This window comes from Frisingicoccus caecimuris, assembly GCF_004340975.1.
GTDB classification, from domain to species: domain Bacteria; phylum Bacillota; class Clostridia; order Lachnospirales; family Lachnospiraceae; genus Frisingicoccus; species Frisingicoccus caecimuris.
On sequence record NZ_SLXA01000001.1, the window covers coordinates 379,829 to 405,619 of the forward strand.

Genomic DNA, 25,791 nt, shown 5'->3' on the forward strand with positions numbered 1-25,791 from the left:
ATCCTATCACCTGCTTATTTTTCTCTGTGTACAAGCTGACATATCAATTCCATTAAAAATGGATTCTCCATGCCCTTCGCTTCCGACATTTCTTCCAGTAAATCGATGGCTATTTGGGAAAAATGCTCCGCTTCAGCCATCGCACCGTCAATGCCAAACAATGTCACGTAGGTCGTTTTATGATTTTTCTCATCACTGTGAATCGGTTTTCCCAGAACTTCCGGGCTTCCTGTCACATCCAGTATGTCATCCTGAATCTGAAAGCTGATACCAATATTTTTTGCCATCTGCTCCACTTTATTCAAAGCGGGCCCATCTGCTCCGGCCAGTACCGCCCCGATCATCATGGAACACTCAATTAAAGCACTTGTTTTCATCTCATGAATAAAATCCAGCACCGTTTTATCCAGAGGCTGTCCTTCCCGCTCGACATCCACAACCTGTCCGCCGATCATACCATAAATCCCCGGTTTGGACGACAATATCTGAAGCGCTTTGGCCACACATTTAAATTCCTCTGTATCCTCTGCCAGATCAAAGGCTTTTGATGCTGTTTCAAAGGCATAATTTAACAGAGCATCTCCGGCAAGGATGGCCATAGCTTCACCAAATACAACATGAGAGGTCTTTCTTCCTCTTCGGTACTCATCGTTATCCAGAGCCGGCAGATCGTCATGAATGAGCGAGTAGGTATGTATCATTTCGATTGCCGCCATAAACGGATGAACCACCGCCTCATGGCTGCCTCCAAACAGCCGGTAGGTCTCCTGAATCAGCATCGGACGCAGACGTTTGCCTCCGGCCATCAGGCTGTAATTCATCGCCTGAAATATGGTCTTCTGATACCCCTCTTCTTTTGGCGCACAGGCGCTCAATATCATCTCGATTTCTTGCGTTCTTTTTCCTAATTCTTCTTTAAAATCCATGATTTTTTCCTCGTCACTGACTTCATCAGCTTATTCTTCTTCACTTACCTCAATCAGCTTCTTCTCCACCTTGTCCAGGGAATCATTGCAGTATTTCACCAGTTTCATCCCTGCCGTATATAATTTAAAGGATTCCTCCAGACTGGTTTCTTTATTCTCCATCTGTCGGATTAAATCTTCCAGCTCTTCAAAGGCTGTCTCCAATGTCTTACTTTTTGCCATGCGCCCCACTTCCTTTCCCGGTTATTCCTCCAGTCACTGACTGCTTCGATACTTCGGATGTATCGGTATGCACCACAGATACCACCGCTTCCAGCCGTCCGTCCAAAAGACGCACCTGTATGGCTTCTCCAACAGCCGTGTCTTCCACAGAATGAATATCCTGTCCATTCTTTTTTCCGACCACCGCATAGCCCCGTTCCAATTGTTTCAGTGGTGATAAGCCAGAAAGTCTTTCACTGTAAATGGCCAGTCGATGCCGCTTCTCGTTCAGTCGTTCCCATATCAACCGATCCAGCTGGTCTTCCGTATGCATGAGCTGCTGGCGATAATCATTGATTCTTGAAAATGGACTGACATATTTCAACTGTTTTTCATACTGGCCCGTCATACTTCGATACCAGTTCAGTCGTTCTTCCATCTTCATACTCAGCCGACGGCTGCCATCCTCCAGTCGCCTTAGAATCTCTGACCACTCCGGGACTGCCAGTTCGGCGGCTGCCGAAGGCGTCGGCGCCCGCAGATCAGCCACAAAATCAGAAATAGTCACATCCGTTTCATGTCCCACTGCCGAGATGATCGGTGTCTTACATCGGTAAATGGCATCCGCCACTATTTTTTCATTAAAAGCCCAAAGATCCTCAATGGAGCCTCCGCCCCGGCCCACGATCATAACATCCACGCCATAGGCATCCAGATACTTTATTCCCCGGACAATACTTGGCGCCGCCTGTTCGCCCTGGACGATCGCCGGATATAAAATCAACTGAACATAAGGATTTCTCCGGGACGAAATGTGAATCATATCCTGAATCGCCGCTCCGGTCCGGGCCGTCACAATGCCAATCCGTTTCGGATAAGACGGAATGGGCTTTTTATGTTCCGATGCAAAATAGCCGGCCTGCTCCAACTCTTTTTTCAATGCTTCGAACTGCTGATAGAGAAGTCCCTGACCTTCCATGACAATCTCCCGGGCATAAAGCTGATACCGGCCGTCCCGCTCGTAAACACTGATATTGCCCAGAACGATGACCTGCTGTCCTTCGCCCAGGCGAAACTTCAGGCCACTCCTCGAACCTGCAAACATAACACAGGGGATGGCCCCTTCCCTGTCCTTCAGGGTAAAATAAATATGCCCGGAAGTATGATATTTGCAATTAGATACCTCACCCCGGACATAAATCCGGCTTAAAAAATAATCCTCCGAGATCAGACTTTTAATATATCGATTTACCTGTGACACGGAATATATATTCTTCAACCGAGTTTTCTCCTTTATCTTTATCGACTCTTCTGAGCCGTCTTATGTCCGGCCGTCTTCAGGCCAGTTTTGCCAGAACCGCATTGACAAAGGCCGGCGACTGATCCGTACCATACCGTTTTGCCAGTTCCACAGCTTCATTAATGGCGACCCCCGTAGGGACTTCTTCATCATAAAGCATCTCATAAGCTGCCAGTCGGATGATCGTCAGATCTACTTTTGTCATTCGTTCTGTTTTCCATTTATCTGCTACTCCGTCAATCCGACTGTCCAGATCCACCTTTTTTCCCCGGATAGCATCTACCTTTCCCTGAATATAGGTCCGGTCTTCATCGGATATTTCACCAAGGTCGTTCAGATAAAAAACTTCCTGTTCTGTCATCTCCGCTTCCGAATGAAATTCCGTGCGGAATAACAGACGAAATATATGTTCCCGCAATTCTCGTCTGCCCATAATTTCCTCCTAAAACATACCCTTTATCACTGTAAAAGTGACGCAGGGTCGGAAAGGCCCTACGTCACTTATACTCCCACGCATACGTGAAAAATTATTCGTCTTCCAGATTCACACCGGCCACCCGGATATTTACGTCCTCAACACTGAGTCCGGTCATTGTCTCAATGGCATTCTTTACTCTATCCTGAACAGCACCGGTGACTTCCGGAATATTATATCCATATTCCATATTAATGGCCAGATCAACGCTGACTTTACCGTCAGATACTTCAATCTTCACGCCTTTGGAAAGATTCTTCATGCCGAGCTTTGCGACCAATTCATTGGTAATGTTGCCGTACATGGAAGCAACACCCTTGACTTCCGTCGCTGCCAGCCCTGCAATGATTGCAACAACTTCATCCGCAATCTGCACCTCGCCGATCACACGGTCATCATGTATTGAATAATTCATTGTGTTTTCCTGTTCTTTAGCCATCGGTCTCTACCTCCATTATTTTTAACACTTCTTATCTTGTATTATAACAAAATTATATGCTTTTGCAAAGAAATTTATCAATTTAATGTCGTGATGACCACATTTTCCGTACCAACATCGGTTTTTCTTGAAATAATATCTTCGATCTGTGCCCGTTCACTCTCCGTCAGGCTTTCCCGGCAGACAACTACGTCACAGGAATCCTTTGTCAGACTCACTACTGAATTTTCAAAGCCTTTGGCAGTCAGCAGATTTTCCGCAGCAACTTCCATCTCTGAACGATTTGTCATATCCATCAGGTCCTCCATTGCTGACTGCTTCAAATCCTCAGTGACATTCTCATTATTAATGACATCGATGAGCGCTTCTTTATTTTTGGAACGCATCTGCTCCCGGTTTAATTTGGCCTGGGCGCTGAAATTCTGAGCTGCCGCTGTACTTGTCAGCACTGCTTCACCCACGTCTTCCGGGCTTTCTGTTTCACTGTTCTCCAAATCCTCCATATCCTCCTCATCAGCAACTTCAATCTCCTGAAAATTATTTTCCGTCAAATCCAGCAGAACCTCGTCCGCTGCGGTTTCTCCTCCTTCGCCGACCGCCGCATGAGACAGTACCGATGACTCTCTGGCCTCTGCTGCACCAGACTTGAAATTCAAATATCCGGCAACAACGATCATCACCGCCAGGGCCGCAATAATTACCTGATTTTTTCGGATACTTTTTTTCTTCAAACAGGACCCTCCTTATTCACCTTTCATTTTTACTACTTTAATTTTATGTACGGGAATATTAAATAGAACCTGAACCGCCTGAGTAATTTCATTTGCAACATTTTCATTATCGCCGCCCTCAGCCGCTACCAGAACCCCTTCGATCTCCGGCTCCATCTCCTTAATCACCCAGGGTACATCATTCCCGCTGCCATCCTTTGTATAAAGTGAACTCTCGCTTTTACTCGCCTCATTACTCTGACGGGTACCACCCTGGGCATCCGTTTCATTGACCGTATTTGTACTGGTGGTCAGATCCTTCTCCACCACATATTCTTTCGATGCCCTTGCCCGAATCATCACCTGACTCTTCCCGACACCATCCATTTGTTCCAGAATGTTTTTAAGCCTCTGTTCCTGATTTTCCACATAAAGGTTTAATGTTGTCTCTGTAGCATCCGAAGATGTACCTCCTGCTGCCCCGGAACCCCTTCCACTTTCCGAACCGGACAGAGAATAGCCGCTGCTTCCCGATGTTTTTCCGGAAGTCGGCCAGACGACAATAAGGCACAAAATCCCTGCCAATACGATGATCAGCGCACTCTCTTTATTCCATTTCTTCATGATAATATCTCCAGCTCCAACTGTTCCACATCCATTCCAAACTGCAGCGTTAAATCCTTTGTCCATTGTTCTATTTTTTCCTTCGGCACAGAAGATTCCCCGGCCCCCTTCTTTACTTCCTCTCCGATGCGTATTTCTTCCACATATACATGTCCGCTTTTCTCCGAAGTTTCCCCCTGAGAAATATTTTTGTCTTTTGGCAAAATCCCCACCTTCATCCTATAAATTTGTCCGTAATCACTACTCTCCACATCTTCATTCATATCCAGTTCACAGTACTTGACCACCATGGCATCCGCTTCAAAGTAAGTCCTCACTTCCTCTTGAATCATTTGACGATATTCTTTGACAAAGGTTCCGTCCATTCCAAAAATTTCTTCTCCGGCCTGAGCATCTGCTGCCGAAATGCGAAAACTCTCTTTTATAAAATTTTGATAAATCCGCTGATCCATTCCTGCCAGCCGGGTCAGTGGTAAAAGAATGACCAGAATCAGGAGCAGTCCCATCGTAAGGCGTATATATTTTTTATACTTTTCATCAGGAATCAGTTGTCCTGCCATAGTCATGAGCAGAAGAAATACGACTACATTTTGAATCCATTCCCGAAAAACCGCCATCTGTTTATCCTCCGAAAACTGCCCCTGAAGCCGCCGTCATCATTGCCATTGATAAAAAGAAAAGAATAAATACAGTCCCCTGGACCTTCAAAATGAGAAGCACCCCCTCCGCCACACTGTGGAGACAGGCAAGCATCCGCTTGTCCGCCACAGGTTGAACAATGGCCTGGGTCACCTGATACATGAGCACGATCGCCGCCAATTTTACGGCCGGTATCAGAAATAAAACCGCCAGCACGATAAGGCCTGCTGTCCCCACACCATTTTTTATAAGTACCGCTGAACCGAGCACCGTCTGCATCGCCGCTCCCATGGCATCTCCCACACCGGGAACCGCCGAGGTAACCCGCGCGGCCCACCCGTTTTTTAATGAATCAAAGGCCGGCATGATCAGACTCTGTATAAAATTCAGGCCAAGAATGACTCCAAGAACCGTTTTCAGAGACCAGCCGGCAATCGTCTTCATTAAATCGGCACATTTTGAAAGAGCATCTTCTTTTGAAAGCTGATTCACGAGAGATATCAGTACATACATATGAATCAATGTGAAAATAAATCTGGAAACCAGCCATTCCGTCAGTGTAATTCCGGTCACCATAGCCTGCTGATACCATATACCTGTCTGAATGTTTCCGGTCAGAGTCACTGACAGACAAAACACGGGGACCAGCGCCGACATGAATTTCAGCATGTTGCCCATCAGTTCCGATGCCATTTCTCCGGCCGTCATAAAGGAGGTCAAAAGAAGCGAAAAAAGTACCATATAGGTCAGATAAAACCCGGTCTCCGCAACAAAAGTCTTAGAAAAAGCCATGGAAAAATTAGTGAAAACGGCACTGATAAAAACAATGCCGAGCATTTGAACTAATATCGCTTTATTGCTCTTAATCTCATAAAAAAGCTGGTCCAGCAGATAGTCCTTCAGTTTCTCAACCACACCCTGAATATCACCGCCGACCAACTGACCTACCAGTTCCGAAAAGGATATATCGACGGATTCAGGCAGCATTTCATCCATGGCCTCCTGAATCTGTCCGTAATCCAGGGTATCATCCTCTGCCGCCAGTACTGCTGCTCCACCAAAAAACCACAGACAAAGCGCCAATACCGCCATCCACCGTGAAAGACCCGTTTTTATCTGCCCCATCATTCCCCCATAAATTCCTGAATCGTTGTGAGAAGTGTCGTTAAAATCGGCAGACTCATTACAAGAATACTCAATTTGCCAAACATTTCTATCTGAGAGGCAATACCGCCATACCCCGCATCCTTACACAGATTGGCTGAAAATTCGCTGACATAGGCGATACCGATCACCTTCAGAATAATACCGATATAGGCGCTGTTCACGGACAGATACTGGCGTATCGTGTCAATGCCGGAAAAAATAACTTCCAGCTTGGTCACCGAGAACCCAAAAAGGACGACACAGGAGGCAATTCCTGTCAGCAGGGCATATTCCGGCTGGACACTTTTTAGTTTCAAAGCCAAAAACACAGCCATCAGACCGATACAGGCAATTCGAATCATCCAAATCCCTCCCAACTAAAGTGCAAACATCTGCTCTACGGTCTGAAACAATTCATAAATATAGGGAACAATCCAGAGCAGCACAAGAATCAACCCGGCCAGACTGACTAAAAACGCCTGTTCATCTCTTCCCGAATGTTTCAGCACCTGGGTTAAAATGGATATCAGGATGCCTACGGCCGCAATTTTATAAATGATATGAATGGACATAGACGCCCCCTCCCTAAATCAACAAAAGAACAAGAAAACCACCGATGGTCAATGAAAGCACCTGATATACTTTTTCCTTATCCGGCCGTTCCGACTCCATCAGGGAAATCCGTTCACGAAGTTCTTGAATACAGTCTTCCACCGCCGCCGCCTGAATGACCACATCCTGAATACCTATAAAATCCCCAAGGCGCCGAAAAAGTTCCCTGTCTTCCCTCTCAAACACATCCCCCATCTCTTCCACCGTCTGCTGCCACAATAGCGCGCCTTCCGGCTGCTCCTGCTGTTCAAAATGTCCGGCCAGTTTTCGGTAAAAATCAGCCATCGGCAGTTTCATCTGGCTGCTGATCCGTAAAAACACCACATTCAACGGAAGACGGTAGGTTCCTGTCAAACTTTTAAAAAGTATCAGACTCTGAATCATTTCTCTTAACAGCCAGATTCGACGCCGAAGCATCGCCCCCTTCTCCCATCCGAGAAAACCACAACCGGCAAGAATCAACAGGCTTCCTATACATTTCATCCACCACATGTCAGACCGCCTTATAAAGTATCCGGCCCGCACGGTCCAGTATCTGACATACATGTCCTGCCCGCTGCCAGCCATCCAGAAACACATATCTATCAAAAAGAAATTTGCCGCACCGCTGTTTCACATCCTCCGGACGACTCCCATGGATCGTTGTCAGCACCCGGCAGCCACTGTGAACTGCATAATTTACCGCATCCAAATCTTCTTTACCGCCCAGTTCATCGAAAGCCACCACCCGTGGGCCCATCGCACGGACCATCATCTCTATGGCCGCCGCCTTCGGACAATTTGCCATCACATCGGTGCGTATGCCCACATCATTTTGCGGTATCCCCATATGACAGGCGCCAACCTCTGATCGTTCGTCGATCAGGGCCACACTGACACCCGGATACCCTGAAAAGCCATTGGAGAAAAGCCGTATAAAATCTCTTAATAAAGTTGTCTTGCCTCCGCCCGGAGGAGAGACGATCAATGTATGACATGGGTTTTCTTCCTGCCAGAGATAAGAAAAAAAGGGCATCCCACACCCTTTGATCTGATGTGAGATCCGTATATTCAGTGAGGATACACAGGATATACTTTTAATTTTTCCCTGTTCTACCGCGGCCTGTCCGGCAACACCGATACGATGACCACCCCGGACAGTTATAAATCCCCGGCGAATCTCATCCTCATAGGCATAGAGGGAATACTGGCATATGTAAGCCATGCTCTCCTGAATATCCTCCGCCAGTACCCGGACTGCCCGTGTCTCATCTCTGCAAAATGTACCGGTTTCATCCAAAAACCACTCTTTTCCTCCCCGACAGACAATCAGAGGCTGTCTGCTGCGCAGGCGTATTTCCTGAATTTCATCCCAGGATTCCCGAAGCTTCGAAAAACTCCGCCGCAATCGGATTGAAAGAATATTCTCCAAAGGACCACCACCTGAGATTAATATATGTACAGGCCATAAAAAAAATACCTTCTGCCCATTTTTCAAAATGAACAGAAGGTATTAACTTCACCGAATTATTCTTCCGGTATGATGACTGCCGCCACGATATAGGCGATCAGTCCGCTCCCCGTAAAGCCAAGCAGTAAGCATAACAGCCGGATAATCGTAGGGTCCACATTCAGATAATCTCCGATGCCTCCGCAGACACCACAAAGTACACGATTATCTTTAGAGCGATATAATCTTTTCATAACTTTCACCTCATTTATTTTTTACATCCATTTTAATTTTACCTGCATCACAACTAAGCTCCCAATCTGCCGGTGCACTGTTGTCCAGCATCTGCTGATCCTCAAGCCCTGAAAATGATTTATCATTGATCGTCAGACTGCCCGCACTTACATTGATACTGTAATTATAATCCGTCACCTCAGCCCCAGTCAATACAACTTCGGCGGAGCCGGCGTCCACATCTACAACCCCGCCATCCGAAACCCGACCTTTAAAAGAAATTTTTCCTGCATCGCAGTCCAAATCCGCCCACCCTGCATTCATATCCTTGATCGTTGCAGAACCGGCATCCACATCCACATACAGATTACTGCACTCCATCGGTAATTCGATACTGCATCCGCCCGCATCTACGTCTACTTCAATATCGTTAAAATGAATATTCTTTGGAAGATAAAGCGTTGCCTTTACAGAATCCAGATCTCCCCAGTTCCAATGGTCACCGTCCGTATTACGGATCAGCAGCATATTTCCATCAAAACTCCACTCAAAATCATCGGCATGTTCACCGGCATCCAGATAGGCTTCATTCGAATCGGAAGCCTTCACCAGAAGGCTGCCGTAATCCATATCCACCTCAAATGTCTCGATTTCTGACGAAAGGCTCACTTTTTCACTGCCGTCCGCATTTAAATTGCCTTCCATCGAAGAGTGCCCGTTCCCGGAATTTTCTCTGTAATCATCCTCAAACCATCCGCTGTGAAATGGTCCGATACGCCATGCAAAATCTCCATCGTAAACCATCTGCCGGACTTCGTCAAAAGTAACGCCGAGAATTGCTGCCGAAAGGCATAAACCACCACCGACCAGCGCAAAAATCAGAGCCACGATCAGCCATACTTTGGTTCCTCTCTTCATGCATCCGCACCTCCTCTGCGAAATATCCTGCGAATCAGTCCGGCAATCCCCCGAACAATCCATGGAATCAGCCGTGTACAAATGGCCAATGTTGCTATAACGAACAAAATACCCAGTGCCAGAAGAAGGAAAGAACAACCCATCATCAAAAGGCCTTCCGGTACAGAAGCGATCATACGGACGATGCTCATCACAAAGAGAACCACACCACCCACAACACAACCGATAGCACCGCCGCCAATGCCGACCACAAGAGCAAGAATCCCACCGGCAATTCCCATAAGAATACCTACAACTCCGGTCCCGATACCGCCGATCAACGGAAGAGCTACAATGCAAAGCACAATAATCAACAAAATCTTACCCAGATTATTTCCCCTGATTCTTTCAGACTTTGGAGAGGTACTGTCATCGGTCTTCCACTCTGTACGTCCATCCTCTGATGTTTTCCCTTCAGAAGCTTCCTTCCAGGCCCCCTCTGTCTGTTTTTCATCTTTCTGCGCCCAGTCATCCCTCTTATAGATATCCGGCATATGTTTTTGGGGTTCCCAACGGCTGTCACTGACCCCCTGCTCACTGAACTCATTCTGCTCCTCATTGTCATCATTCAGAGAGGCCCGAATCGATATGGCAATTTTCTCCGGAACATCTAAGAGCCCATCTACAGAAGCAAACTCAGAGATACCGGCCTCGTCCATATAGTCTCTGTAATATTCCAGGGCATCATCCCTGTCTTTCTCATCGATATCCTGAAGCAAATACTCCAGTTGTTTCAAAAAGTCCATACGAGTCATTGCTTCATCTCCTCCCTGTCAAATAGCTGCGTAATTTTTGATGCATAAGATTTCCATTCATTTCGATACAAATTCAACTGTACCAACCCCGCAGGAGTAATTTTATAATATCTCCTGTTTCGTCCGCCAAACTGAACATCGTATGTTTCAAGGCACTCGTCTTTCTGAAGCCTTCGAAGCACCGGATACAGTGTGGATTCTGAAATATCAATCACCTGCCGGACATCCTGAGTGATCTTATAACCATAGGTTCCATCTTTTTCTTTTGAAACAACTGAAAGAACTATGGCATCCAGCAATGCGGCGCCTGTATTAAAAACCATCCAAACCTCTCCTTTCTCCACAAGATCATCCTACTTTCTAATACAATATTATTTTTATGGTTATATTATATATTGTATAATATTAGTTGTCAATAAATATTAATTAAATTATAATATTATTTTTCTTTCATTATTCTTACAGTAACTTACAATTGCATACTCTCAGCAAAACTGATAAAATATTTTATTATCGAATATGGAGGATTCGCTATGAAAGTTGTTATTGCTATTGATTCATTAAAAGGCAGCCTGAGTTCCATGGATGCAGGGCATGCAATTAAAGAAGGCATACTCAAGGCAACCGATGCTGACGTCATCATTAAACCACTGGCTGACGGAGGTGAGGGCACCACCGACGCCCTGATCGAAGGCATGGGCGGTGAAAAGATTTCTCTCACTGTCAAAGGTCCTCTGCAAACCCCAGTTGAAGCTTACTATGGATACCTTCAGGAAAGCAATACGGCCATCATGGAAATGGCTATGGCTTCAGGAATCACGCTGATTCCAAGAGAAGCTTTAGATCCGCTGAATACCACCACTTATGGCGTCGGCGAAATGATCAAAGATGCTGTTCATCGTGGAATCCGAAACTTTATTATCGGTATCGGCGGAAGCGCTACCAATGATGGCGGTACCGGAATGCTCAGTGCCCTCGGTTATGAATTTCTGGATACCAATGGACAACCGGTTGGCTTTGGTGGACAATGCCTTGAAAAAATTGCAGCCATTTCCGATAAGAATAAACTGGCCGATCTGGAGGAATGCCACTTCCAAATTGCCTGCGATGTGGAAAATCCACTGTGCGGCCCAAAGGGAGCTACCTATATCTATGGCCCTCAAAAAGGCGCTGCAAATACATTGCTGCCGCTTCTCGACGCAGGAATGAAAAATTACGGACAAATCGCGGAAGCCTTCACCGGCAAACAGACCATGGAAACGGCCGGCGCCGGAGCAGCGGGCGGACTTGGTTTCGCCTTTGTCACCTTCTTAAACGGTGAATTAAAATCCGGCATCGATTTAATTCTGGATGCTGTCGGACTGGAAGAAAGTCTGGAAAATGCCGACTTCGTCATCACCGGAGAAGGCCGTCTTGACCAGCAGACTGCCATGGGCAAGGGCCCGGCCGGCGTCGCAAAACTCGGCAAAAAATATGGTGCAAAGACAATCGCTCTGGCAGGCTCTGTCACCGAAGATGCATCCGCCTGCAATGCAGCAGGCATCGACGGATATTTCTGTATCCTTTCTTCAATAAGTACACTGGAGGAAGCCATGAATCCGGATACGGCACGCAAAAATCTGACCCTGACCGCAGAACAGCTCTTTCGTCTGCTTTAAAACACACAAACACCTTTCAGAAACCGTCGGTTTCCAAAAGGTGTTTATTTTTCAACTCACGCAGAGCTGTTTCAGATATTCTTTTTTATCCCGGTTGAGTCCAAGTCCTTTCTCAAGATATCCATCCATCGTCCCATAATGAACTTTAATCGTATCAAACATTTTCTCAATATATGCTCTGTGTACAATGAACATCTTCATTAAACCATCATGGATACGGTGATTGTTCATTTTATCTTCTACGGATCGACAGAGCTTTTCGTTTTCGTCACGCAGAAAATCGTTGACCTTAAAATAATCGGCTTCAACCACAGCCTCCGGAACATCCAGAGCACTCAACACAAGAATCGAAGCAATTCCCGCTCTGTCCTTTCCTGCTGTACAATGCCAGAGTGTCGCTCCTTCTTCCTGTGCAAGTAATTCATCAAACATCCTTCCGTATTGCCGGGTTGCATTATCACTGAGGATAATCTTTTCATAAATATCTGACATATAACGGGTCGCGTCAAACCCCGGTGACATCACTGAAGCTGCAAGCTGGTCCAGGAAATCTCCATCCTGACCCTCCCGGGTCACTCCTAAAGCCTTTTCATCCAATACGGGCATATGTAAATTGACCACGCCATCCATTACCGGATCCGGATGCTCTTCCCGCTCCTTTGCTGTTCGAAAATCAAGCACTTTTTTCAGATCATATTCCTGCATTAACACTTTTCTGTCTCTTTCCGTAGTCACGCAAAGTTCACAGCTTCGAAGCAGATGATGTGGTTTGATATATTTGCCATCTTTTGTCGGAAACCCTCCAAAATCACGAATATTTTTTGCTCCTTCCAGAGGGATTCTCTGGATTTCTATCTGTTCCCCAGAAATATCTTTTGTTTTTTTATGCGTATCCCTCATACGCCCTACACTCCCTTCATTCTGTTTTTCCAGCACAAAAAACAAGCGACTTAGTCCTCACAACTATGCCGCCTACTTCCTGCCTTACAAATTTCTTCTTAATGCGCACGCCACTCCAGATCCCCATGCTCAAGGCCCATGATCAGGGCTTCCGCCGTCGCAATATTCGTTGCCATAGGGATACAGTAAGCGTCACACAAATTCATCATCGCATATATATCCGGTTTTTCTGTTGCTGCCATCGATGGATTATAGAAGAAAATAACCATATCCATCCGATTATCCTCAATCATCTCCATAAACTGCCGGTCACCGCCGACACTTCCCGGTAAAAACTTATTTACCTTCAGATTCGTGGCTTCCTCAATACGGCGTCCTGTAACACCGGTTGCATATAACGTGTGTTTACCAAGAATTTTTTTATATGCAATGCAGAAGTTTTCAATCAGTTCTTTTTTATTGTTATGCGAAATAATACCAACATTCATGTTCCATATATTACCCCTTTCAATACTATATACCTTCCCCCATATATAGATAATTTCCTACTTTATATATTACTTTACTTTCATTTACTTTGTCAATAACATAGCTGCATCTAAATTGTTTCCATCTTAACAATTTCTAAACCGGCTGTCCCTTTACACTTCGCACACAATTTTGTGTCTGAGGCTGCTTTCCGCTGTCTTGACCAGATACTCCATAGCTTCTGCCGGATACTCGCCCACGGCCGTTTCTCCTGTAAGCATCAGGGACGAAGCGCCTTCCAGCACCGCATTATAAATATCAGACACCTCTGCCCGTGTTGGTACGGGAGAATGTTCCATTGAATCCAACATCTGAGTGACGACCATAAATGGTTTTCCGGCCCGCCGGCACTGAGCTCCGATCCGTTTCTGTACTGCCGGCAATTCCCATAGCGGCATGGCATTGCCCAAATCACCCCTGGCGATCACAATTTCATCAGCCAGGGAAAAAAATGTATCTAAAGCTTCAACCCCCTGCATATTCTCTATCTTTGCAAAAATCTTTATATGTCCACTGTGATTTTCTTCCAGTTTCTGTCTTAGACAGAGCAGATCCCTGTCGCTTCGCACAAAAGGCAGCATCACTCCGGTAACTCCATACTGCCCGGCAACCTTCAGGTTCTCCAGGTCCTTTGCTGTCAATGTTGGCGTCTCGATGATCGTTCCTTCCGGAGTAATACTTTTTCTTGACTTTAAAATACCTCCGCGGAGTACTTTTGCCAGCATCTGACTGCTGTTACATTCCAGAATTTCTACTTCCATCTTACCATCATCCAGAAGAAAACGCATCCCTTTTTTTCCCTGAGCCAACAAAATCTCCGGCACCGGAATTCCCCTCTGCCCAAAAATCACATGACTGTCCGTTTTCAACGTTCGATAACCGGATATATCCCCAATACGTAATTCCGGTCCCTCCAGATCAATTAAGATTTTTGTCGGCTTTCCAAGAGCTTTTGCTGCCGAAGAGGCCACATAAAGCCAGTTGGCATGCTCCCGCAGCATCCCGTGGGATAAATTCAGACGTACGCCGGTCATTCCCACTTCATACATTCGGGACAGCACCGGATGCAGACAGCAGGCCGGTCCCAAAGTTCCGTAAAAATCCATAATCCCCTCCTGATCTGCCTACCCTTCCAGATAAGCTTTCAGCGCATCATAATCTTTCATCATCTGAATATACCCGTGACGGTAGAACTCCATCAGTCGTTCCCGGTTTCGTTCCGTTCTTGAAATCGTCCTGATCTCCGGCCGGATGACAAAAATCTTTCCCTCTGACTCAAGACGATCCACCAAATCCATCTGCCGGTTATAAAGGGCATACCGCATCTCCAGCGTCTGAGCCAGTTTCGGATATTTTCGAAAATAACGATGCCATATCTTATCCACCCGGGGTGACGGCGATTTACGATACCCTTTATTTCGCGTCAACACCACAAAAACTTTATCATATCCGAAGGCCAACGTTCTTTCCAAAGGAACGGAGTCGGCCACACCACCGTCCACATAAAAATCATCACCCACACGAACCATCGGCGTTACCATTGGCATACTGCAGGAAGCCCGGCAAATCTGCATCAGTCGTTCCCGGTCGCTGTTTTCCGTAAGATATTCTGCCTTACCCGTCCGAACATTGGTCGCTACAATCTCACATATAGATTCAGAAGCAAAATAGGTATCAAAATCAAAAGGATAAATACCCTTCGGATACTTGTCAAAAATCAGATCCATATCAAAGATGCTTCTTTTTTTCAAAATAGCTTTTGGCGTCATATAATCATTTTCCTTCTCCGGCATGAGACAATGCCGCGTTCTGTCGAACTGTCTGGACACAAAATCCACCGCATTACAGCTTCCTGCCGATACTCCGATGATATACGAAAATTCCACATTTTTTTCAATAAGGAAGTCCAGCACCCCAGCAGTAAATATGCCGCGGGTAGAGCCGCCTTCAAGAACTAATCCTGCCTGATACATGTCTGTTCCACCTTTCTGTCCGTTGAAAGAAAAACCCCGCAGTGATTTGCGGGGTTTTATAAGTCCTGTCCATTCTTTATCCATTATACTCTGGATAAATATTCTCCTGTACGTGTATCAATCTTGATAACATCACCGATTTCAACAAATAATGGCACATAAACAAGAGCGCCTGTCTCAACAGTTGCAGGTTTTGTTGCTCCAGTTGATGTATCGCCTTTAAATCCAGGTTCTGTCTCCGTAATCTCAAGTTCTACAAATAATGGCGGTTCCATTGCAAACACTTCATTGTTATGAGAAAGAATCTTGACCATCTCGTTCTCTTTAACAAATTTCAATGTATCGCCAACCTGATCATTGCTCAGTGCGATCTGATCGTAAGTTTCTACGTCCATGAAATGATATAAATCACCATCACTGTAAAGATACTGCATATCTTTTCTTTCAATATGAGCCTGTGGGCACTTTTCTGTTGGACGGAAAGTTTTTTCAACAACACCGCCGCTCTTGATATTTTTTAATTTTGTACGAACGAAAGCCGCACCCTTTCCAGGTTTTACATGCTGGAATTCGATAATCTGATAAACATTGCCTTCATATTCAATAGTCAAGCCATTTCTAAAATCACCTGCTGATACCATGCTTGGAATCCTCCTTAAAAATATTGCATAAATAACTTATTCTAGTATAAATAACTTCCCGCAATTTTTCAACTGTTTTTTTCTCGCTGACGTTTCTTTTTATAAAAATATAAAACAATTTTTTCCAGTTTTCGCTTGAATACGATCTGAATCTCCTCTTTCGGATGAATTGGCTGAACAAGAATGCTGTAAATTCCCGCCATATGCGCTCCTAAAATATCTGTAAAAATCTGATCGCCGATAAAAAGGACTTTGTCCTTCGGCACATCCATCAGAGCTGCTGCTTTCAGGTAATTTACCGGGCTTGGTTTATGAGCATCGCACACCGTGTAAGCGTGGATATTTTCATTAAACATCTGAACCCTCGGCCCCTTATTATTCGAAATCAATGCAAAGGCAAAGCCAATTTCCTTTAAACGCGCAAACAAAGCTTCCGCCCGCGCATCTGCCGGCGCTCCGTGGGGTACCAGCGTATTATCAATATCAAAGATGATTCCCCGATACCCTTTCCTATATAACTTTTCAAAAGGTATATCATATGTGGACGCCACCCATGCGTCCGGATAAAGTTTCTCAAACATCCGGTCTTCCTCCCATAATCTGATATATTTTTTCCATATCCAGCGATTTCCGTACCAAATCTGCCAGCTTGTCATATTCCGCTTCTTTATAGGCTTTTACATCCTGGCGTCTGCCAAAGTCTCCATTTAGATGATACTTTTCCATCAGCGGTTCAATGAGACGGCTCAGGAAATCTCCTTCATCAAAAACACCATGTAAATAAGTTCCCATCACAGTGCCATCCCGGCTCGTTATTCCATCCATACGCCCGTCGTCAAGCCTGATCCAGGGCAGAAATCCGCCGTTGTTCCCATCTTTCATCCGGGTATCACCCATATGGATTTCATAACCTTCCACCGGACATCCTTTCAGGACGCCGTTGATCACTGCCCCACGTATCCGGGTCCGGGTCTTTTCTTCACGGAAAATCGTCTGTCCGGGAAGCAGGCCCATTCCGGCCATTTCACCTCCATCTTCCACCCCTTCCGGGTCCGAAAGCACACTGCCCAGCATCTGATAACCACCGCAGACGCCCATCACAGACACCCCGTCCCTTGAAAGACGTATGATCCGTTCTTCCAGGCCATTATTTCGCAGCCACCGCAGATCCGCCATCGTATTTTTAGTTCCCGGCAGTAAGATCAAATGGGGGCTTCCCAGCTTTGACGCCCTGTCCACATAGCGCAGAGATACGCCAGACAACCGTTCAAAAGCAGTAAAATCCGTAAAGTTTGATATATGGGGCAGCCGGATGACCGCCACATCCAGACCTCCGGTCATTTCTTCCGACAGCAGATGTTCCGACAGGCTGTCTTCATCGTCGATATGGATTTTTTCCATTGGCACCACGCCCACTACAGGGATATGCACCAGGTCTTCTATCATCCGGATCCCCGACTTTAGAATCTCCGGATCTCCCCGAAATTTATTGATAATAAGCCCCTGAATCCTCGCCTGTTCTTCCTCTTCCAACAATTTAACGGTTCCGTACAGAGATGCAAACACGCCGCCCCGATCAATATCCCCGACAAGGAGCACCGGCGCATCCGCCATTTTTGCAAGCCCCATATTGACGATATCATTTTCCTTTAAATTAATCTCGGCCGGACTCCCGGCGCCTTCGATGACAATAATATCATAATCCTCAGCAAGCCGTCTAAAGGCCGCCATAATATCCGGAATCAGCTCGGTCTTGTGTTTAAAATAGTCCATAGCTTTCATCTGTCCCCGGACCCGTCCATTGACGATCACCTGTGAACCGGTGTGGCTTGTCGGTTTTAAAAGAATGGGATTCATATCTGCCGTTGGCTCCACTCCGGCCGCCTCTGCCTGTACCACCTGTGCCCTTCCTATCTCCAGTCCGTCTTTTGTAATATAAGAATTCAGCGCCATATTCTGAGATTTAAAAGGCGCTACCCGATAGCCATCCCGGGCAAATGCCCGGCACAGTCCGGCAGTGATAAAGCTTTTCCCCGAATTCGACATGGTTCCCTGAACCATAATAACCTTTGCCTTCATATATCCAATTCCAGTTCTACCGGACAATGGTCTGAACCAAAAATTTCCTGATGGATAGATGCACTCTGAAGTTTATCTTTTAATATTTCCGAAGTCAAAAAATAGTCAATGCGCCATCCCGCATTATTCTTTCGTGCATTAAACCGATAGGACCACCAGGAGTATTCCCCCGTCTTATCCGGATAAAAGTACCGGAAGGTATCAATAAACCCGGCATTTAACAGTTCGGTCATCTTTGCCCGCTCTTCATCGGAAAAGCCGGCATTTTTACGGTTTGTTTTCGGATTTTTCAAATCAATCTCTTCATGGGCCACATTCATATCTCCGCATACAACCACCGGTTTTGTTTTTTCCAGTGCTTTTAAGTAATTACGAAACGCATCCTCCCATTCCATCCTGTAGGGCAGCCTTGCAAGACCATCCTTTGAATTCGGCGTGTAAACATTGACCAGATAAAATTTATCATACTCTGCCGTAATCACCCTGCCCTCCGTATCGTGCTCTTCGATGCCAAGACCGCAGGTTACTGAAACGGGTTTTACCCGTGTAAAGACAGCAGTCCCGGAGTAACCTTTCCGCTGTGCATAATTCCAATACTGCTCGTATCCCGGCAACTCCAATGTGATCTGTCCGGCCTGAAGCTTTGTCTCCTGAAGACAAAATACATCCGCATCCAATGTATGAAATATATCCACAAAGCCTTTGCCGACGACAGCACGCAGGCCATTCACATTCCATGAAATCAACTTCATTTCAGCCACTCTCCAATCTTTTCTATCAGCGTTTTATTCGCTTCATGGGTGTTAATCCCGATTCGATAAAAATTCTCATTTAAGTTTTCATAATCATCACAGCAACGAAGCATGATCCCCTGCCGGAGCAACCAGTCTCCCAGAGGTTCTCTGTCGCCGCAGGACACTTTAAACAGCAGGTAATTGGCCTGACCGGGCACGACCTTCAAACCCAACCGCACCAGTTCTTCATACAGCCATTCCCGCTCCGATTCCACGTAAGCGAGCACTTTGCTTTCATAATCCGCCGACTTCAATGCCTCAAGTCCGGCCGCCTCCGCCACACAATTCACATTCCAGTCACAGCCGAATTTATCAATCCTTTCGCCGAGCCCTTCCTCGCCGCACAATAAATACCCCAGACGCAATCCGGCAATACCAAACATTTTAGTAAAAGATTTTAGTACAAGCAGTTTTGAATGGGCCATCAGTTCCCCGATCATGGAATACCGCTCTCCCTGTCGGACAAATTCCAGAAAGCATTCATCCACCACCATCCACGTCTCCGTCGCTTCACACCGCTTTAACACCGATATGAGGAAATCCTTTGACATCAGAAGTCCGGTGGGATTATTCGGATTGCACAGAAATACGACATCGGTCTCCGGGCGAATCTGTCCACATATATCCGCCTTTACCTGAAAATCTCCATGATTTATCTGATAATACTCTATCTGCCCATTAACACACCGAAGAGCCGCTTCATATTCGGCAAAGGTCGGCGCCAACACAAGAGCCCGCTTCGGCCGGAGGGCAAAGACCGTCCGGAAAATCAAATCCGACGCTCCGTTTCCCACACAAATATTTTCTGCCGGCAGGCCATACTTTCTATTCAGCGCTTCTTTTAAATTTCTCTTGCTGTCATCCGGATACCACCCGGCCCTGGACAGACTCTCTTCCATCGCCCGCCGGATATTCTCAGGAATTCCAAGGGGTGTCACATTGACCGAAAAATCAATCATATCTTCTTTCCTTTTATCTGCAGCTATCGCACCATCCCGACGTTTCCCGCCGTGATGTATATTACGCCATGCTTTCATGAATCGCATCCAATACCTTTTCTAACTGTTCAGCCGGCATCTGCCCCGGAGCTGATGCCTTTACTCCGGCCCCAAAAGTGATCGCCGAACCAAAAGTTTCTCCGGCCAGACGGCTGATCAGCCCCATCGGTCCCATGGACATGGTCACCACCGGTTTTTCTGTGTAAAGCCGTCCCATTTCCTCTGTAGCCGTCAACAATTCCAGTACATCGGTTTTACTCTTTGGCATCACCGCAATTTTTAGTATATCCGCACCCATTTCATCCATAAGAATCAGTCGACGGGTCATCTCATCCTTCTCCGGCGTTTTGACAAAATCATGATTCGATGCAATGACGACCATTCCCTGTCTATGGGCCATATCGATAATCTCTCTCGTTATCTTACCATCCATAAATAATTCCACATCCAGCGCATCGACCTGTCCGGACGCACAGACCGTGCGGCTGACTTCCAGATACTGGTCCGGGCGAATCGGCTTTTCGCCGCCCTCCTGGATTGAACGGAAAGTAAATAACAAAGGTTTATCACCGAGCTTATGGCGTAATGACTGCAGCATCTCTTCCAGACTTGCTCTGTCAAACACATCATCATACCAGTCAGCCCGCCATTCGATCAAATCCGCCGAAAGCTTTCGGGCAATTTCCGCCTCCCTGAAAATGTCTTCTCTGTTTTTTCCGCAGACAGGCACACAAATCTTCGGTCTTCCTTCTCCAATCGCCAATTTTCTTATATAAACTGTATCCATACAAACCTCCGTCCAAATTGACATTCCGTCTTTTTTATTTTAATATTTATTTGATATAATGGCAAGCTTTAGATTAATCAGATAAAGGAGAACACTTATGAAATCAAGAATTACCGGACATACTGTCCTGACCGGTCTTTTAGGAAGCCCGGTCGCTCACAGCATTTCACCAATGATGCACAATGAATCTTTTCACCAGCTTGGCCTGGATTACGCCTATCTGGCTTTTGATGTAGGAACAGAAAACCTGAAAACCGCCGTCGAAGGTCTGAAAGTCCTCGGCGTCCGTGGATTTAATCTGACCATGCCGGATAAAAATCTGATGGCGGAATATTGCGATAAATTATCTCCGGCGGCTGAAATCATCGGCGCTGTCAATACGGTCGTTAACGATAACGGCATTCTCACCGGGCATACCACCGACGGCATCGGCTATATGCAGGCGGCAAAGGACGCCGGATTTGACCTGACAGGAAAGACAATGACGCTCCTTGGCGGCGGAGGCGCGGCCACGGCCATCTGCGTTCAGGCTGCCCTGGACGGCTTAAAGGAGATTCATGTCTTTAATATCAAAGACCAGTTTTTCCCTCGTCTCCAGGCCCTCGTTGATAAAATTAACGACCGAACCAACTGTAAAGTCACCCTCAATGACCTGGCAGATACTTCCGCCCTTAAAACCGCTGTCGGAAACAGCCACATTTTAACCAATGGCACTTCCGTCGGCATGAGCCCGAACACAGACGGCTGCCTGATCACCGATATGTCCATGTTCCGCCCGGATTTAATCGTTTCCGACGTCATCTATAATCCGGAAGAGACCAAATTGCTCCGTCTTGCCCGCGAGCACGGATGCCGGACCTTCAACGGCCTTTACATGCTGCTTTATCAGGGAGCAGCTGCTTTTACCCTCTGGACTGGTAAAGAAATGCCGGTGGATATTATTAAAGAAAAATATTTCAACCGTTAAGTTACGAAAAAAATCGAGGCTTCCAAAAAAAGTCTCGATTTTTTGCCTGTCTATACTCTCATGCTGCAACCGTTTTTCGCCAGTGCATAGGCCCCGGCAAACCATGTGGAGAAGTCATCCGGCGCCTGACTCAGCCATTGATCCAGTTCCTCCAGAGAAATCCACCGAATTTCCGCGACTTCATCCTCATTCATCTCAATTTTGTTTTTTATCACTTCATCCGGATAGTATATAAATACACGATCCATTTCGTGCTCTGACAGTTCGCCATACCCGGAATAATATTTAAATCGGCCGGCATACCGGATATGATGCACATCCGCCACCATGTCTTCTACGATCAAATCGTCCGCAAAATCCGGCCGGATTCCCAGCTCTTCGCCCATACATCTTTTGAAGGATTCCGCCCAGGTTTCATTTTTATAAGGATGGGAACAACACGCGTTGCTCCAAAGTCCCCCGGAATGATACTTATTCAGCGCACGTCTCTGTATCAGCATCTTTCCGTCGGTTGTGTCAAAAATAAAAACAGAAAAGGCGCGGTGCAACTGCCCCAGTCGATGAGTTTCTATTTTTTCTCCATATCCAATGACTTCATCCTTCTCATTGACCCAAATTAATTGTTTTTCCATGACTCCTCCATCTTTGTTCCGACCTCATAAACCGTTTATCCATTCAAGAGTTTCTCTGCGACAAGCTACAACGGCTTCTTTGCACTCTTCAATATCCTCTGAATCCAGCATAACACTATCTTCTCCTGGATAGCGTGCTGAAAAATAAAAGCCGTCAATCAACTTTACTTTTTTTCCCTCTTTCCTTATATTCTGATAGTAAAGCATCCGGCTCTTCTCCCATTGATTTCCAATGACAATCTTCATATCTACTTCCGGATCTTCCAGATTATCCGTCGACACATTTGCCTGAAGCATCCGCATCTCTTTCCGAAGCAGCTTTCTATCAAAGTTTTCATTCAAAACAAGAAGTAAGTCTACATTGCTGCCATATTTCTCTTCTCCACGACTGCAGCTTCCATAAAGAAAAGTTGCCTGATGTCTTTCTGATTTGATAACCTTCTCCATAATATCTCCTACATCTCGTTGATTCTGCGGATGATCTCATCACAGATATCATCCACCCTTCGATGGTCCGTAGCCACGGCAATATCCGCTGCCGCAGCATATTTCGGCCGGCGCTTTTCAAGCAATTCGCCGATAAAGGCCGTATTTTTATTGCCTCTTAACAATGGTCGGCTGTCGTCATTCTTCACCCGCTTTAGAATCGTTTCCGGTTCGGCTGTAAGCCATACCACGGTTCCTGCCGCTTTCATAATAGCCGCATTGGTATCCCGAAGAGCCATGCCGCCGCCGCAGGAAACGATCAGATCATGTGCGGATTCCAGTTCCTTTAAAAGCGCTGTCTCCATATTCCGAAATGCTTCTTCCCCTTTTTGAGCAAAAATATCTGAAATGCTCATACCTTCACGTTCCACAATCAAGGCGTCCGTGTCCACTTCCCTCATATTCAGCCGTTTTTTCAGCCGGGAGGAAATCGTTGACTTTCCCGTACCCATAAAACCAATGAGTAATATATTTTTTCTATCCATTTTATCGTCATCCTATATCTATTTTAATTATAAAGGCCATACAAATCCAATCAAGGTTAAACAAAGAATGCTTGTCACAACCATCAATCGATTTGCCCGTCGTATATCCTCCGGCCCGGCCTGTCGTTTTTCATCGCCCAGAGTGGGCTTTTCCACCGGTTTTCCAAAATAATCATGGGTACCTCCGAGCTGAATTCCCAGGGCCCCTGCACAGGCGCTCTCCGTCTGAGCGCTGTTGGGGCTTAAATGCTTATTCCGGTCACGGACAAAGCAGCGCCAGGCCCCCGACGCATCATAACGGCATAAAAAAGCGGCAATGACCATCAGACCCCCGCCCAGACGAGCCGGAATAAAGTTGACCACATCATCGGTTCTGGCAGACGCCGTGCCAAAATAGCGGTATTTGTCATTCCGATAACCCACCATGGAATCCAATGTATTCACGGCTTTATAGGCAAATCCCAGGGGCGCGCCTCCAATCGCCATAAACAGCATCGGTGCGATCACCCCATCGGTCGTATTCTCCGCCACCGTTTCCACCGTCGCCTTAACAATCTCTTCTTCTGAAAGATTCACCGTATCCCGGCCCACCAGCCAGGACAGCCGTTGTCTGGCCAGGGCTATATCCTGATGCGCCAGTGCATCGTATACTTTCAATGCCTCAACCTTTAAGCATTTCATTGCTAAAATCTGATACATCCAGAAAACTTCCAGAACGTATGCCAGCCACGGATGAAGCTTTCCCGCCATGAAAATGATTCCGGCCGGCAGTCCAAAAGAAGGCAGGACCACCAATATCGTCAAAAACACGCCGGCCATCCTTTCCCCCCACAGATTTGCCGGAAAATATTGCCGCAAGAATTTTTCCGTCAGAGAAATCCATTTGCCGATCACACGAATCGGATGATAAAGCCAGACCGGATCGCCAAGCAGCGCATCCAGGACAAAAGCCAATATCAGTTTAATCATCATACTTTACTGCCTCCATTGCCCGTACAAAATTTTCTGCAATTTCCGGATTTGCGTAAAAGTATAAATGAGGGTATGCCGCATATAAGTATTTTCCGGCAGTACCGCCGCTCCAGCTGCGTCCATTGGATTTGGACAACCGAAAATCCTTTGCTCCGCCGTCCATCGCCGAATAGTGAAACTCATGGGCTATGAATCGTTCTCCGGCCGGTCCGATCAGACTGTCTTTCTGACCGGTTCCGGTCACATAACCAAAGGGCCCAAGTTTTCCCGTCATCCGACATTTTCCCGGAACAATCCCCACCATGGGCCATAGCCCGCCTCCGCCATTTGATGTATCGCGCTTCTGCATGTTCTCATTCTGAATACTTTCCGACAAATACATATATCCACCGCATTCACCGATGATCGGCAGTCCCCTTCTGGCCGCCTGACGGATGTCTTCTTTCATCCTTTTATTTTCCGAAAGTTCCTTTGCATAAAGTTCCGGATAACCGCCGCCAAGATAAATTCCCCGGATATCTTCAGGCAGATGGACATCCCGTATCGGACTAAAAGACACCAGCTCGGCTCCCAGACGACGCAGCAGTTCCAGATTGTCTTCATAATAAAAACAAAACGCCTCGTCCATCGCCACCGCCAGACGAACATGTCCCACCGGAGAAATAGTACCATAAGCATCCTCAGCCGCCATCGGTTCCGCTGTTTTTGCAAGAGCGAGCAGGCCGTCCAGATCCATATACTTTTCCGCCAGTTCGCCGAGGACCGACAGTTTTTCAGACAATCGCTCCTGTTCTGCGGCGGTCACAAGTCCCAGATGACGGCTTTCCAGAGAAACTTTAGAATCCTTCGGCAAAAATCCATAGACTTTCAGTCCGGTTTCCTCTTCGACCAGTTTCCGGTAAAAGTTATACATCGCTTCCCGAACACCATTGAGAATAACGCCCCGAATCATAGAATCTTCCCGAAAGTTTTTAAATCCCTGTATAATGGCGGCCACCGACAAAGCGGTCCCCTCTGGCCGCACAACCAGTACGACCGGTGTTTTTGTAATGGATGCCACATGATAACTGCTGCCTTTGCTGCCGCCTCCCTGACCGTCATAATAACCCATCACGCCTTCGATGAGCGCCATATCCTTTTTCTTCATGTGCCATGTAAAAATCCGACGAAGTTTTTCAGGCTCCAGAAAAACACTGTCCAGATTGATTGAAGGATTTCCCGTAATCCGGCGATGGAACATGGGGTCGATATAATCCGGACCGCATTTGTAAGTCGCCAGTTTCATTTTCCGGGCCGTCAATGCCTGAAGCGCCGCCGCCGTCACCGTCGTCTTACCACAGCCGCTCCCGGTTCCTCCAAACATCAGCCTCGGCATGGATACAAACTCTGCCGGACAGTTTTGAAATTCCCCTTTATCCATCCTTTTTCCTCCTTTACCGGACTT

The 25,791-nt window shown here is 46.5% G+C and carries 34 protein-coding genes; 2 read left to right on the forward strand and 32 right to left on the reverse strand.

What is annotated here, in order from left to right:
• Window positions 1-14: 14 nt before the first annotated feature.
• The 17 genes from EV212_RS01875 to EV212_RS01955 form a co-directional block, all read right to left on the reverse strand.
• Window positions 15-926: a polyprenyl synthetase family protein gene (locus tag EV212_RS01875; RefSeq protein ID WP_132088002.1), complete on the reverse strand. Its 912-nt coding sequence runs from the start codon at window positions 924-926 to the stop codon at window positions 15-17.
• Between the two features lie 30 nt (window positions 927-956).
• On the reverse strand, window positions 957-1,148 hold the full coding sequence (xseB, locus tag EV212_RS01880) for an exodeoxyribonuclease VII small subunit (RefSeq protein ID WP_132088005.1): 192 nt from the start codon (window positions 1,146-1,148) through the stop codon (window positions 957-959).
• Window positions 1,135-2,406 carry an exodeoxyribonuclease VII large subunit gene (gene xseA, locus EV212_RS01885; protein WP_132088008.1) on the reverse strand — a complete coding sequence of 424 codons (1,272 nt, stop codon included), beginning with the start codon at window positions 2,404-2,406 and terminating at the stop codon, window positions 1,135-1,137. The genes xseB and xseA overlap by 14 nt, the downstream gene beginning before the upstream one ends.
• 58 nt (window positions 2,407-2,464) lie before the next feature.
• Window positions 2,465-2,860, reverse strand: a complete 396-nt coding sequence (nusB, locus tag EV212_RS01890; RefSeq protein ID WP_132088011.1) for a transcription antitermination factor NusB — start codon at window positions 2,858-2,860, stop codon at window positions 2,465-2,467.
• A gap of 94 nt (window positions 2,861-2,954) precedes the next feature.
• Complete coding sequence (locus EV212_RS01895; protein WP_132088014.1) at window positions 2,955-3,341, reverse strand: Asp23/Gls24 family envelope stress response protein; 387 nt, start codon at window positions 3,339-3,341, stop codon at window positions 2,955-2,957.
• Window positions 3,342-3,418: 77 nt separating this feature from the next.
• Window positions 3,419-4,072, reverse strand: a complete 654-nt coding sequence (locus tag EV212_RS01900; RefSeq protein ID WP_243115429.1) for a SpoIIIAH-like family protein — start codon at window positions 4,070-4,072, stop codon at window positions 3,419-3,421.
• Between the two features lie 12 nt (window positions 4,073-4,084).
• Complete coding sequence (locus EV212_RS01905) at window positions 4,085-4,675, reverse strand: stage III sporulation protein AG (RefSeq protein ID WP_132088017.1); 591 nt, start codon at window positions 4,673-4,675, stop codon at window positions 4,085-4,087.
• Window positions 4,672-5,292: a stage III sporulation protein AF gene (locus EV212_RS01910; protein WP_132088020.1), complete on the reverse strand. Its 621-nt coding sequence runs from the start codon at window positions 5,290-5,292 to the stop codon at window positions 4,672-4,674. Before EV212_RS01910 ends, EV212_RS01905 begins: the two co-directional genes overlap by 4 nt.
• A 4-nt stretch (window positions 5,293-5,296) precedes the next feature.
• On the reverse strand, window positions 5,297-6,439 hold the full coding sequence (locus EV212_RS01915; RefSeq protein WP_165873263.1) for a stage III sporulation protein AE: 1,143 nt from the start codon (window positions 6,437-6,439) through the stop codon (window positions 5,297-5,299).
• Window positions 6,439-6,822 (reverse strand): SpoIIIAC/SpoIIIAD family protein, encoded by a 384-nt coding sequence (locus tag EV212_RS01920; protein ID WP_132088026.1) that lies wholly within the window; start codon window positions 6,820-6,822, stop codon window positions 6,439-6,441. The genes EV212_RS01915 and EV212_RS01920 overlap by 1 nt, the downstream gene beginning before the upstream one ends.
• A 15-nt stretch (window positions 6,823-6,837) precedes the next feature.
• The gene (gene spoIIIAC / locus EV212_RS01925) at window positions 6,838-7,032 is read right to left on the reverse strand and encodes a stage III sporulation protein AC (RefSeq protein ID WP_132088029.1); all 195 of its coding nucleotides are present in this window, start codon (window positions 7,030-7,032) and stop codon (window positions 6,838-6,840) included.
• A 13-nt stretch (window positions 7,033-7,045) separates the two neighbouring features.
• Window positions 7,046-7,564: a stage III sporulation protein AB gene (locus EV212_RS01930; protein ID WP_165873264.1), complete on the reverse strand. Its 519-nt coding sequence runs from the start codon at window positions 7,562-7,564 to the stop codon at window positions 7,046-7,048.
• Between the two features lies 1 nt (window position 7,565).
• On the reverse strand, window positions 7,566-8,483 hold the full coding sequence (gene spoIIIAA / locus EV212_RS01935) for a stage III sporulation protein AA (protein ID WP_165873265.1): 918 nt from the start codon (window positions 8,481-8,483) through the stop codon (window positions 7,566-7,568).
• A gap of 95 nt (window positions 8,484-8,578) precedes the next feature.
• Entirely contained in the window at window positions 8,579-8,755 is a 177-nt protein-coding gene (locus tag EV212_RS01940; protein WP_132088038.1) for a PspC domain-containing protein, read from the reverse strand.
• A gap of 10 nt (window positions 8,756-8,765) precedes the next feature.
• The gene (locus tag EV212_RS01945) at window positions 8,766-9,653 is read right to left on the reverse strand and encodes a DUF4097 family beta strand repeat-containing protein (protein WP_165873266.1); all 888 of its coding nucleotides are present in this window, start codon (window positions 9,651-9,653) and stop codon (window positions 8,766-8,768) included.
• Window positions 9,650-10,447 (reverse strand): DUF1700 domain-containing protein, encoded by a 798-nt coding sequence (locus EV212_RS01950; RefSeq protein WP_132088044.1) that lies wholly within the window; start codon window positions 10,445-10,447, stop codon window positions 9,650-9,652. Before EV212_RS01950 ends, EV212_RS01945 begins: the two co-directional genes overlap by 4 nt.
• Entirely contained in the window at window positions 10,444-10,770 is a 327-nt protein-coding gene (locus EV212_RS01955; protein ID WP_132088047.1) for a PadR family transcriptional regulator, read from the reverse strand. Before EV212_RS01955 ends, EV212_RS01950 begins: the two co-directional genes overlap by 4 nt.
• Window positions 10,771-10,980: 210 nt before the next feature.
• On the opposite strand from EV212_RS01955, the gene EV212_RS01960 reads away from it, so the two are divergent.
• Window positions 10,981-12,105: a glycerate kinase family protein gene (locus EV212_RS01960; RefSeq protein ID WP_132088050.1), complete on the forward strand. Its 1,125-nt coding sequence runs from the start codon at window positions 10,981-10,983 to the stop codon at window positions 12,103-12,105.
• A gap of 51 nt (window positions 12,106-12,156) precedes the next feature.
• Here the strand turns inward: EV212_RS01960 and EV212_RS01965 are convergent, their stop codons facing one another.
• The 10 genes from EV212_RS01965 to aroD all read right to left on the reverse strand — a co-directional run bounded on the left by EV212_RS01965 (window position 12,157) and on the right by aroD (window position 20,805).
• On the reverse strand, window positions 12,157-13,005 hold the full coding sequence (locus tag EV212_RS01965) for a tyrosine-protein phosphatase (RefSeq protein ID WP_132088053.1): 849 nt from the start codon (window positions 13,003-13,005) through the stop codon (window positions 12,157-12,159).
• A gap of 98 nt (window positions 13,006-13,103) precedes the next feature.
• Complete coding sequence (locus tag EV212_RS01970; protein ID WP_132088056.1) at window positions 13,104-13,493, reverse strand: methylglyoxal synthase; 390 nt, start codon at window positions 13,491-13,493, stop codon at window positions 13,104-13,106.
• A gap of 153 nt (window positions 13,494-13,646) precedes the next feature.
• Window positions 13,647-14,639 (reverse strand): pyruvate kinase, encoded by a 993-nt coding sequence (locus EV212_RS01975; RefSeq protein WP_132088059.1) that lies wholly within the window; start codon window positions 14,637-14,639, stop codon window positions 13,647-13,649.
• A gap of 18 nt (window positions 14,640-14,657) precedes the next feature.
• Entirely contained in the window at window positions 14,658-15,506 is an 849-nt protein-coding gene (locus EV212_RS01980) for a patatin-like phospholipase family protein (RefSeq protein WP_132088062.1), read from the reverse strand.
• 83 nt (window positions 15,507-15,589) lie between these two features.
• A complete protein-coding gene (efp, locus tag EV212_RS01985) occupies window positions 15,590-16,147 on the reverse strand; it encodes an elongation factor P (protein WP_132088065.1) in 558 nt (185 codons plus the stop codon).
• Window positions 16,148-16,215: 68 nt separating this feature from the next.
• A complete protein-coding gene (locus EV212_RS01990; protein ID WP_132088068.1) occupies window positions 16,216-16,728 on the reverse strand; it encodes a YqeG family HAD IIIA-type phosphatase in 513 nt (170 codons plus the stop codon).
• Window positions 16,721-18,226 (reverse strand): cobyric acid synthase, encoded by a 1,506-nt coding sequence (locus EV212_RS01995; RefSeq protein ID WP_132088071.1) that lies wholly within the window; start codon window positions 18,224-18,226, stop codon window positions 16,721-16,723. Before EV212_RS01995 ends, EV212_RS01990 begins: the two co-directional genes overlap by 8 nt.
• Complete coding sequence (locus EV212_RS02000; RefSeq protein ID WP_132088074.1) at window positions 18,223-18,978, reverse strand: exodeoxyribonuclease III; 756 nt, start codon at window positions 18,976-18,978, stop codon at window positions 18,223-18,225. Before EV212_RS02000 ends, EV212_RS01995 begins: the two co-directional genes overlap by 4 nt.
• The gene (gene cobD, locus EV212_RS02005; protein ID WP_165873267.1) at window positions 18,975-20,057 is read right to left on the reverse strand and encodes a threonine-phosphate decarboxylase CobD; all 1,083 of its coding nucleotides are present in this window, start codon (window positions 20,055-20,057) and stop codon (window positions 18,975-18,977) included. Before cobD ends, EV212_RS02000 begins: the two co-directional genes overlap by 4 nt.
• On the reverse strand, window positions 20,041-20,805 hold the full coding sequence (gene aroD / locus EV212_RS02010; RefSeq protein ID WP_132088080.1) for a type I 3-dehydroquinate dehydratase: 765 nt from the start codon (window positions 20,803-20,805) through the stop codon (window positions 20,041-20,043). The genes cobD and aroD overlap by 17 nt, the downstream gene beginning before the upstream one ends.
• A 97-nt stretch (window positions 20,806-20,902) precedes the next feature.
• Between aroD and aroE the strand changes: the two genes are divergently transcribed.
• A complete protein-coding gene (gene aroE, locus EV212_RS02015; RefSeq protein ID WP_132088082.1) occupies window positions 20,903-21,772 on the forward strand; it encodes a shikimate dehydrogenase in 870 nt (289 codons plus the stop codon).
• 50 nt (window positions 21,773-21,822) lie between these two features.
• Here aroE and EV212_RS02020 read toward each other — a convergent pair whose 3' ends face one another.
• The 5 genes from EV212_RS02020 to EV212_RS02040 are packed head-to-tail and all read right to left on the reverse strand — an operon-like array spanning window position 21,823 to window position 25,767.
• Window positions 21,823-22,404 (reverse strand): isopentenyl-diphosphate Delta-isomerase, encoded by a 582-nt coding sequence (locus EV212_RS02020; protein ID WP_132088085.1) that lies wholly within the window; start codon window positions 22,402-22,404, stop codon window positions 21,823-21,825.
• Between the two features lie 24 nt (window positions 22,405-22,428).
• Window positions 22,429-22,851, reverse strand: a complete 423-nt coding sequence (locus EV212_RS02025) for a nucleotidyltransferase domain-containing protein (protein WP_132088088.1) — start codon at window positions 22,849-22,851, stop codon at window positions 22,429-22,431.
• Window positions 22,852-22,859: 8 nt separating this feature from the next.
• Window positions 22,860-23,375: a shikimate kinase gene (locus EV212_RS02030; RefSeq protein ID WP_132088090.1), complete on the reverse strand. Its 516-nt coding sequence runs from the start codon at window positions 23,373-23,375 to the stop codon at window positions 22,860-22,862.
• A 27-nt stretch (window positions 23,376-23,402) separates the two neighbouring features.
• A complete protein-coding gene (cbiB, locus tag EV212_RS02035) occupies window positions 23,403-24,347 on the reverse strand; it encodes an adenosylcobinamide-phosphate synthase CbiB (RefSeq protein WP_306812182.1) in 945 nt (314 codons plus the stop codon).
• Window positions 24,337-25,767 (reverse strand): cobyrinate a,c-diamide synthase, encoded by a 1,431-nt coding sequence (locus EV212_RS02040; protein ID WP_132088093.1) that lies wholly within the window; start codon window positions 25,765-25,767, stop codon window positions 24,337-24,339. The genes cbiB and EV212_RS02040 overlap by 11 nt, the downstream gene beginning before the upstream one ends.
• Window positions 25,768-25,791: the final 24 nt, after the last annotated feature.

Excerpts from the sequence above, each read along its gene's own strand:
- EV212_RS01895 (WP_132088014.1), bottom strand. The coding sequence starts at position 3,341 with ATGGCTAAAGAACAGGAAAACACAATGAATTATTCAATACATGATGAC.
- EV212_RS01930 (WP_165873264.1), bottom strand. The coding sequence starts at position 7,564 with ATGTGGTGGATGAAATGTATAGGAAGCCTGTTGATTCTTGCCGGTTGT.
- EV212_RS02030 (WP_132088090.1), bottom strand. The coding sequence starts at position 23,375 with ATGGATAGAAAAAATATATTACTCATTGGTTTTATGGGTACGGGAAAG.
- EV212_RS02040 (WP_132088093.1), bottom strand. The coding sequence starts at position 25,767 with ATGGATAAAGGGGAATTTCAAAACTGTCCGGCAGAGTTTGTATCCATG.
- EV212_RS01975 (WP_132088059.1), bottom strand. The coding sequence starts at position 14,639 with ATGGATTTTTACGGAACTTTGGGACCGGCCTGCTGTCTGCATCCGGTG.
- EV212_RS01905 (WP_132088017.1), bottom strand. The coding sequence starts at position 4,675 with ATGAAGAAATGGAATAAAGAGAGTGCGCTGATCATCGTATTGGCAGGG.
- nusB (WP_132088011.1), bottom strand. The coding sequence starts at position 2,860 with ATGGGCAGACGAGAATTGCGGGAACATATATTTCGTCTGTTATTCCGC.
- EV212_RS01955 (WP_132088047.1), bottom strand. The coding sequence starts at position 10,770 with ATGGTTTTTAATACAGGCGCCGCATTGCTGGATGCCATAGTTCTTTCA.
- spoIIIAC (WP_132088029.1), bottom strand. The coding sequence starts at position 7,032 with ATGTCCATTCATATCATTTATAAAATTGCGGCCGTAGGCATCCTGATA.
- cobD (WP_165873267.1), bottom strand. The coding sequence starts at position 20,057 with ATGAAAGCATGGCGTAATATACATCACGGCGGGAAACGTCGGGATGGT.
- EV212_RS01945 (WP_165873266.1), bottom strand. The coding sequence starts at position 9,653 with ATGAAGAGAGGAACCAAAGTATGGCTGATCGTGGCTCTGATTTTTGCG.
- EV212_RS02020 (WP_132088085.1), bottom strand. The coding sequence starts at position 22,404 with ATGGAAAAACAATTAATTTGGGTCAATGAGAAGGATGAAGTCATTGGA.
- EV212_RS01875 (WP_132088002.1), bottom strand. The coding sequence starts at position 926 with ATGGATTTTAAAGAAGAATTAGGAAAAAGAACGCAAGAAATCGAGATG.
- xseB (WP_132088005.1), bottom strand. The coding sequence starts at position 1,148 with ATGGCAAAAAGTAAGACATTGGAGACAGCCTTTGAAGAGCTGGAAGAT.
- aroE (WP_132088082.1), top strand. The coding sequence starts at position 20,903 with ATGAAATCAAGAATTACCGGACATACTGTCCTGACCGGTCTTTTAGGA.
- EV212_RS01920 (WP_132088026.1), bottom strand. The coding sequence starts at position 6,822 with ATGATTCGAATTGCCTGTATCGGTCTGATGGCTGTGTTTTTGGCTTTG.
- EV212_RS02000 (WP_132088074.1), bottom strand. The coding sequence starts at position 18,978 with ATGAAGTTGATTTCATGGAATGTGAATGGCCTGCGTGCTGTCGTCGGC.
- EV212_RS01995 (WP_132088071.1), bottom strand. The coding sequence starts at position 18,226 with ATGAAGGCAAAGGTTATTATGGTTCAGGGAACCATGTCGAATTCGGGG.
- EV212_RS01970 (WP_132088056.1), bottom strand. The coding sequence starts at position 13,493 with ATGAATGTTGGTATTATTTCGCATAACAATAAAAAAGAACTGATTGAA.
- EV212_RS01980 (WP_132088062.1), bottom strand. The coding sequence starts at position 15,506 with ATGTATCAGGCAGGATTAGTTCTTGAAGGCGGCTCTACCCGCGGCATA.
- EV212_RS01965 (WP_132088053.1), bottom strand. The coding sequence starts at position 13,005 with ATGAGGGATACGCATAAAAAAACAAAAGATATTTCTGGGGAACAGATA.
- EV212_RS01940 (WP_132088038.1), bottom strand. The coding sequence starts at position 8,755 with ATGAAAAGATTATATCGCTCTAAAGATAATCGTGTACTTTGTGGTGTC.
- EV212_RS01990 (WP_132088068.1), bottom strand. The coding sequence starts at position 16,728 with ATGTTTGAGAAACTTTATCCGGACGCATGGGTGGCGTCCACATATGAT.
- cbiB (WP_306812182.1), bottom strand. The coding sequence starts at position 24,347 with ATGATGATTAAACTGATATTGGCTTTTGTCCTGGATGCGCTGCTTGGC.
- EV212_RS01950 (WP_132088044.1), bottom strand. The coding sequence starts at position 10,447 with ATGACTCGTATGGACTTTTTGAAACAACTGGAGTATTTGCTTCAGGAT.
- EV212_RS01960 (WP_132088050.1), top strand. The coding sequence starts at position 10,981 with ATGAAAGTTGTTATTGCTATTGATTCATTAAAAGGCAGCCTGAGTTCC.
- efp (WP_132088065.1), bottom strand. The coding sequence starts at position 16,147 with ATGGTATCAGCAGGTGATTTTAGAAATGGCTTGACTATTGAATATGAA.
- EV212_RS01915 (WP_165873263.1), bottom strand. The coding sequence starts at position 6,439 with ATGGGGCAGATAAAAACGGGTCTTTCACGGTGGATGGCGGTATTGGCG.
- aroD (WP_132088080.1), bottom strand. The coding sequence starts at position 20,805 with ATGGATACAGTTTATATAAGAAAATTGGCGATTGGAGAAGGAAGACCG.
- EV212_RS02025 (WP_132088088.1), bottom strand. The coding sequence starts at position 22,851 with ATGGAGAAGGTTATCAAATCAGAAAGACATCAGGCAACTTTTCTTTAT.
- EV212_RS01910 (WP_132088020.1), bottom strand. The coding sequence starts at position 5,292 with ATGGCGGTTTTTCGGGAATGGATTCAAAATGTAGTCGTATTTCTTCTG.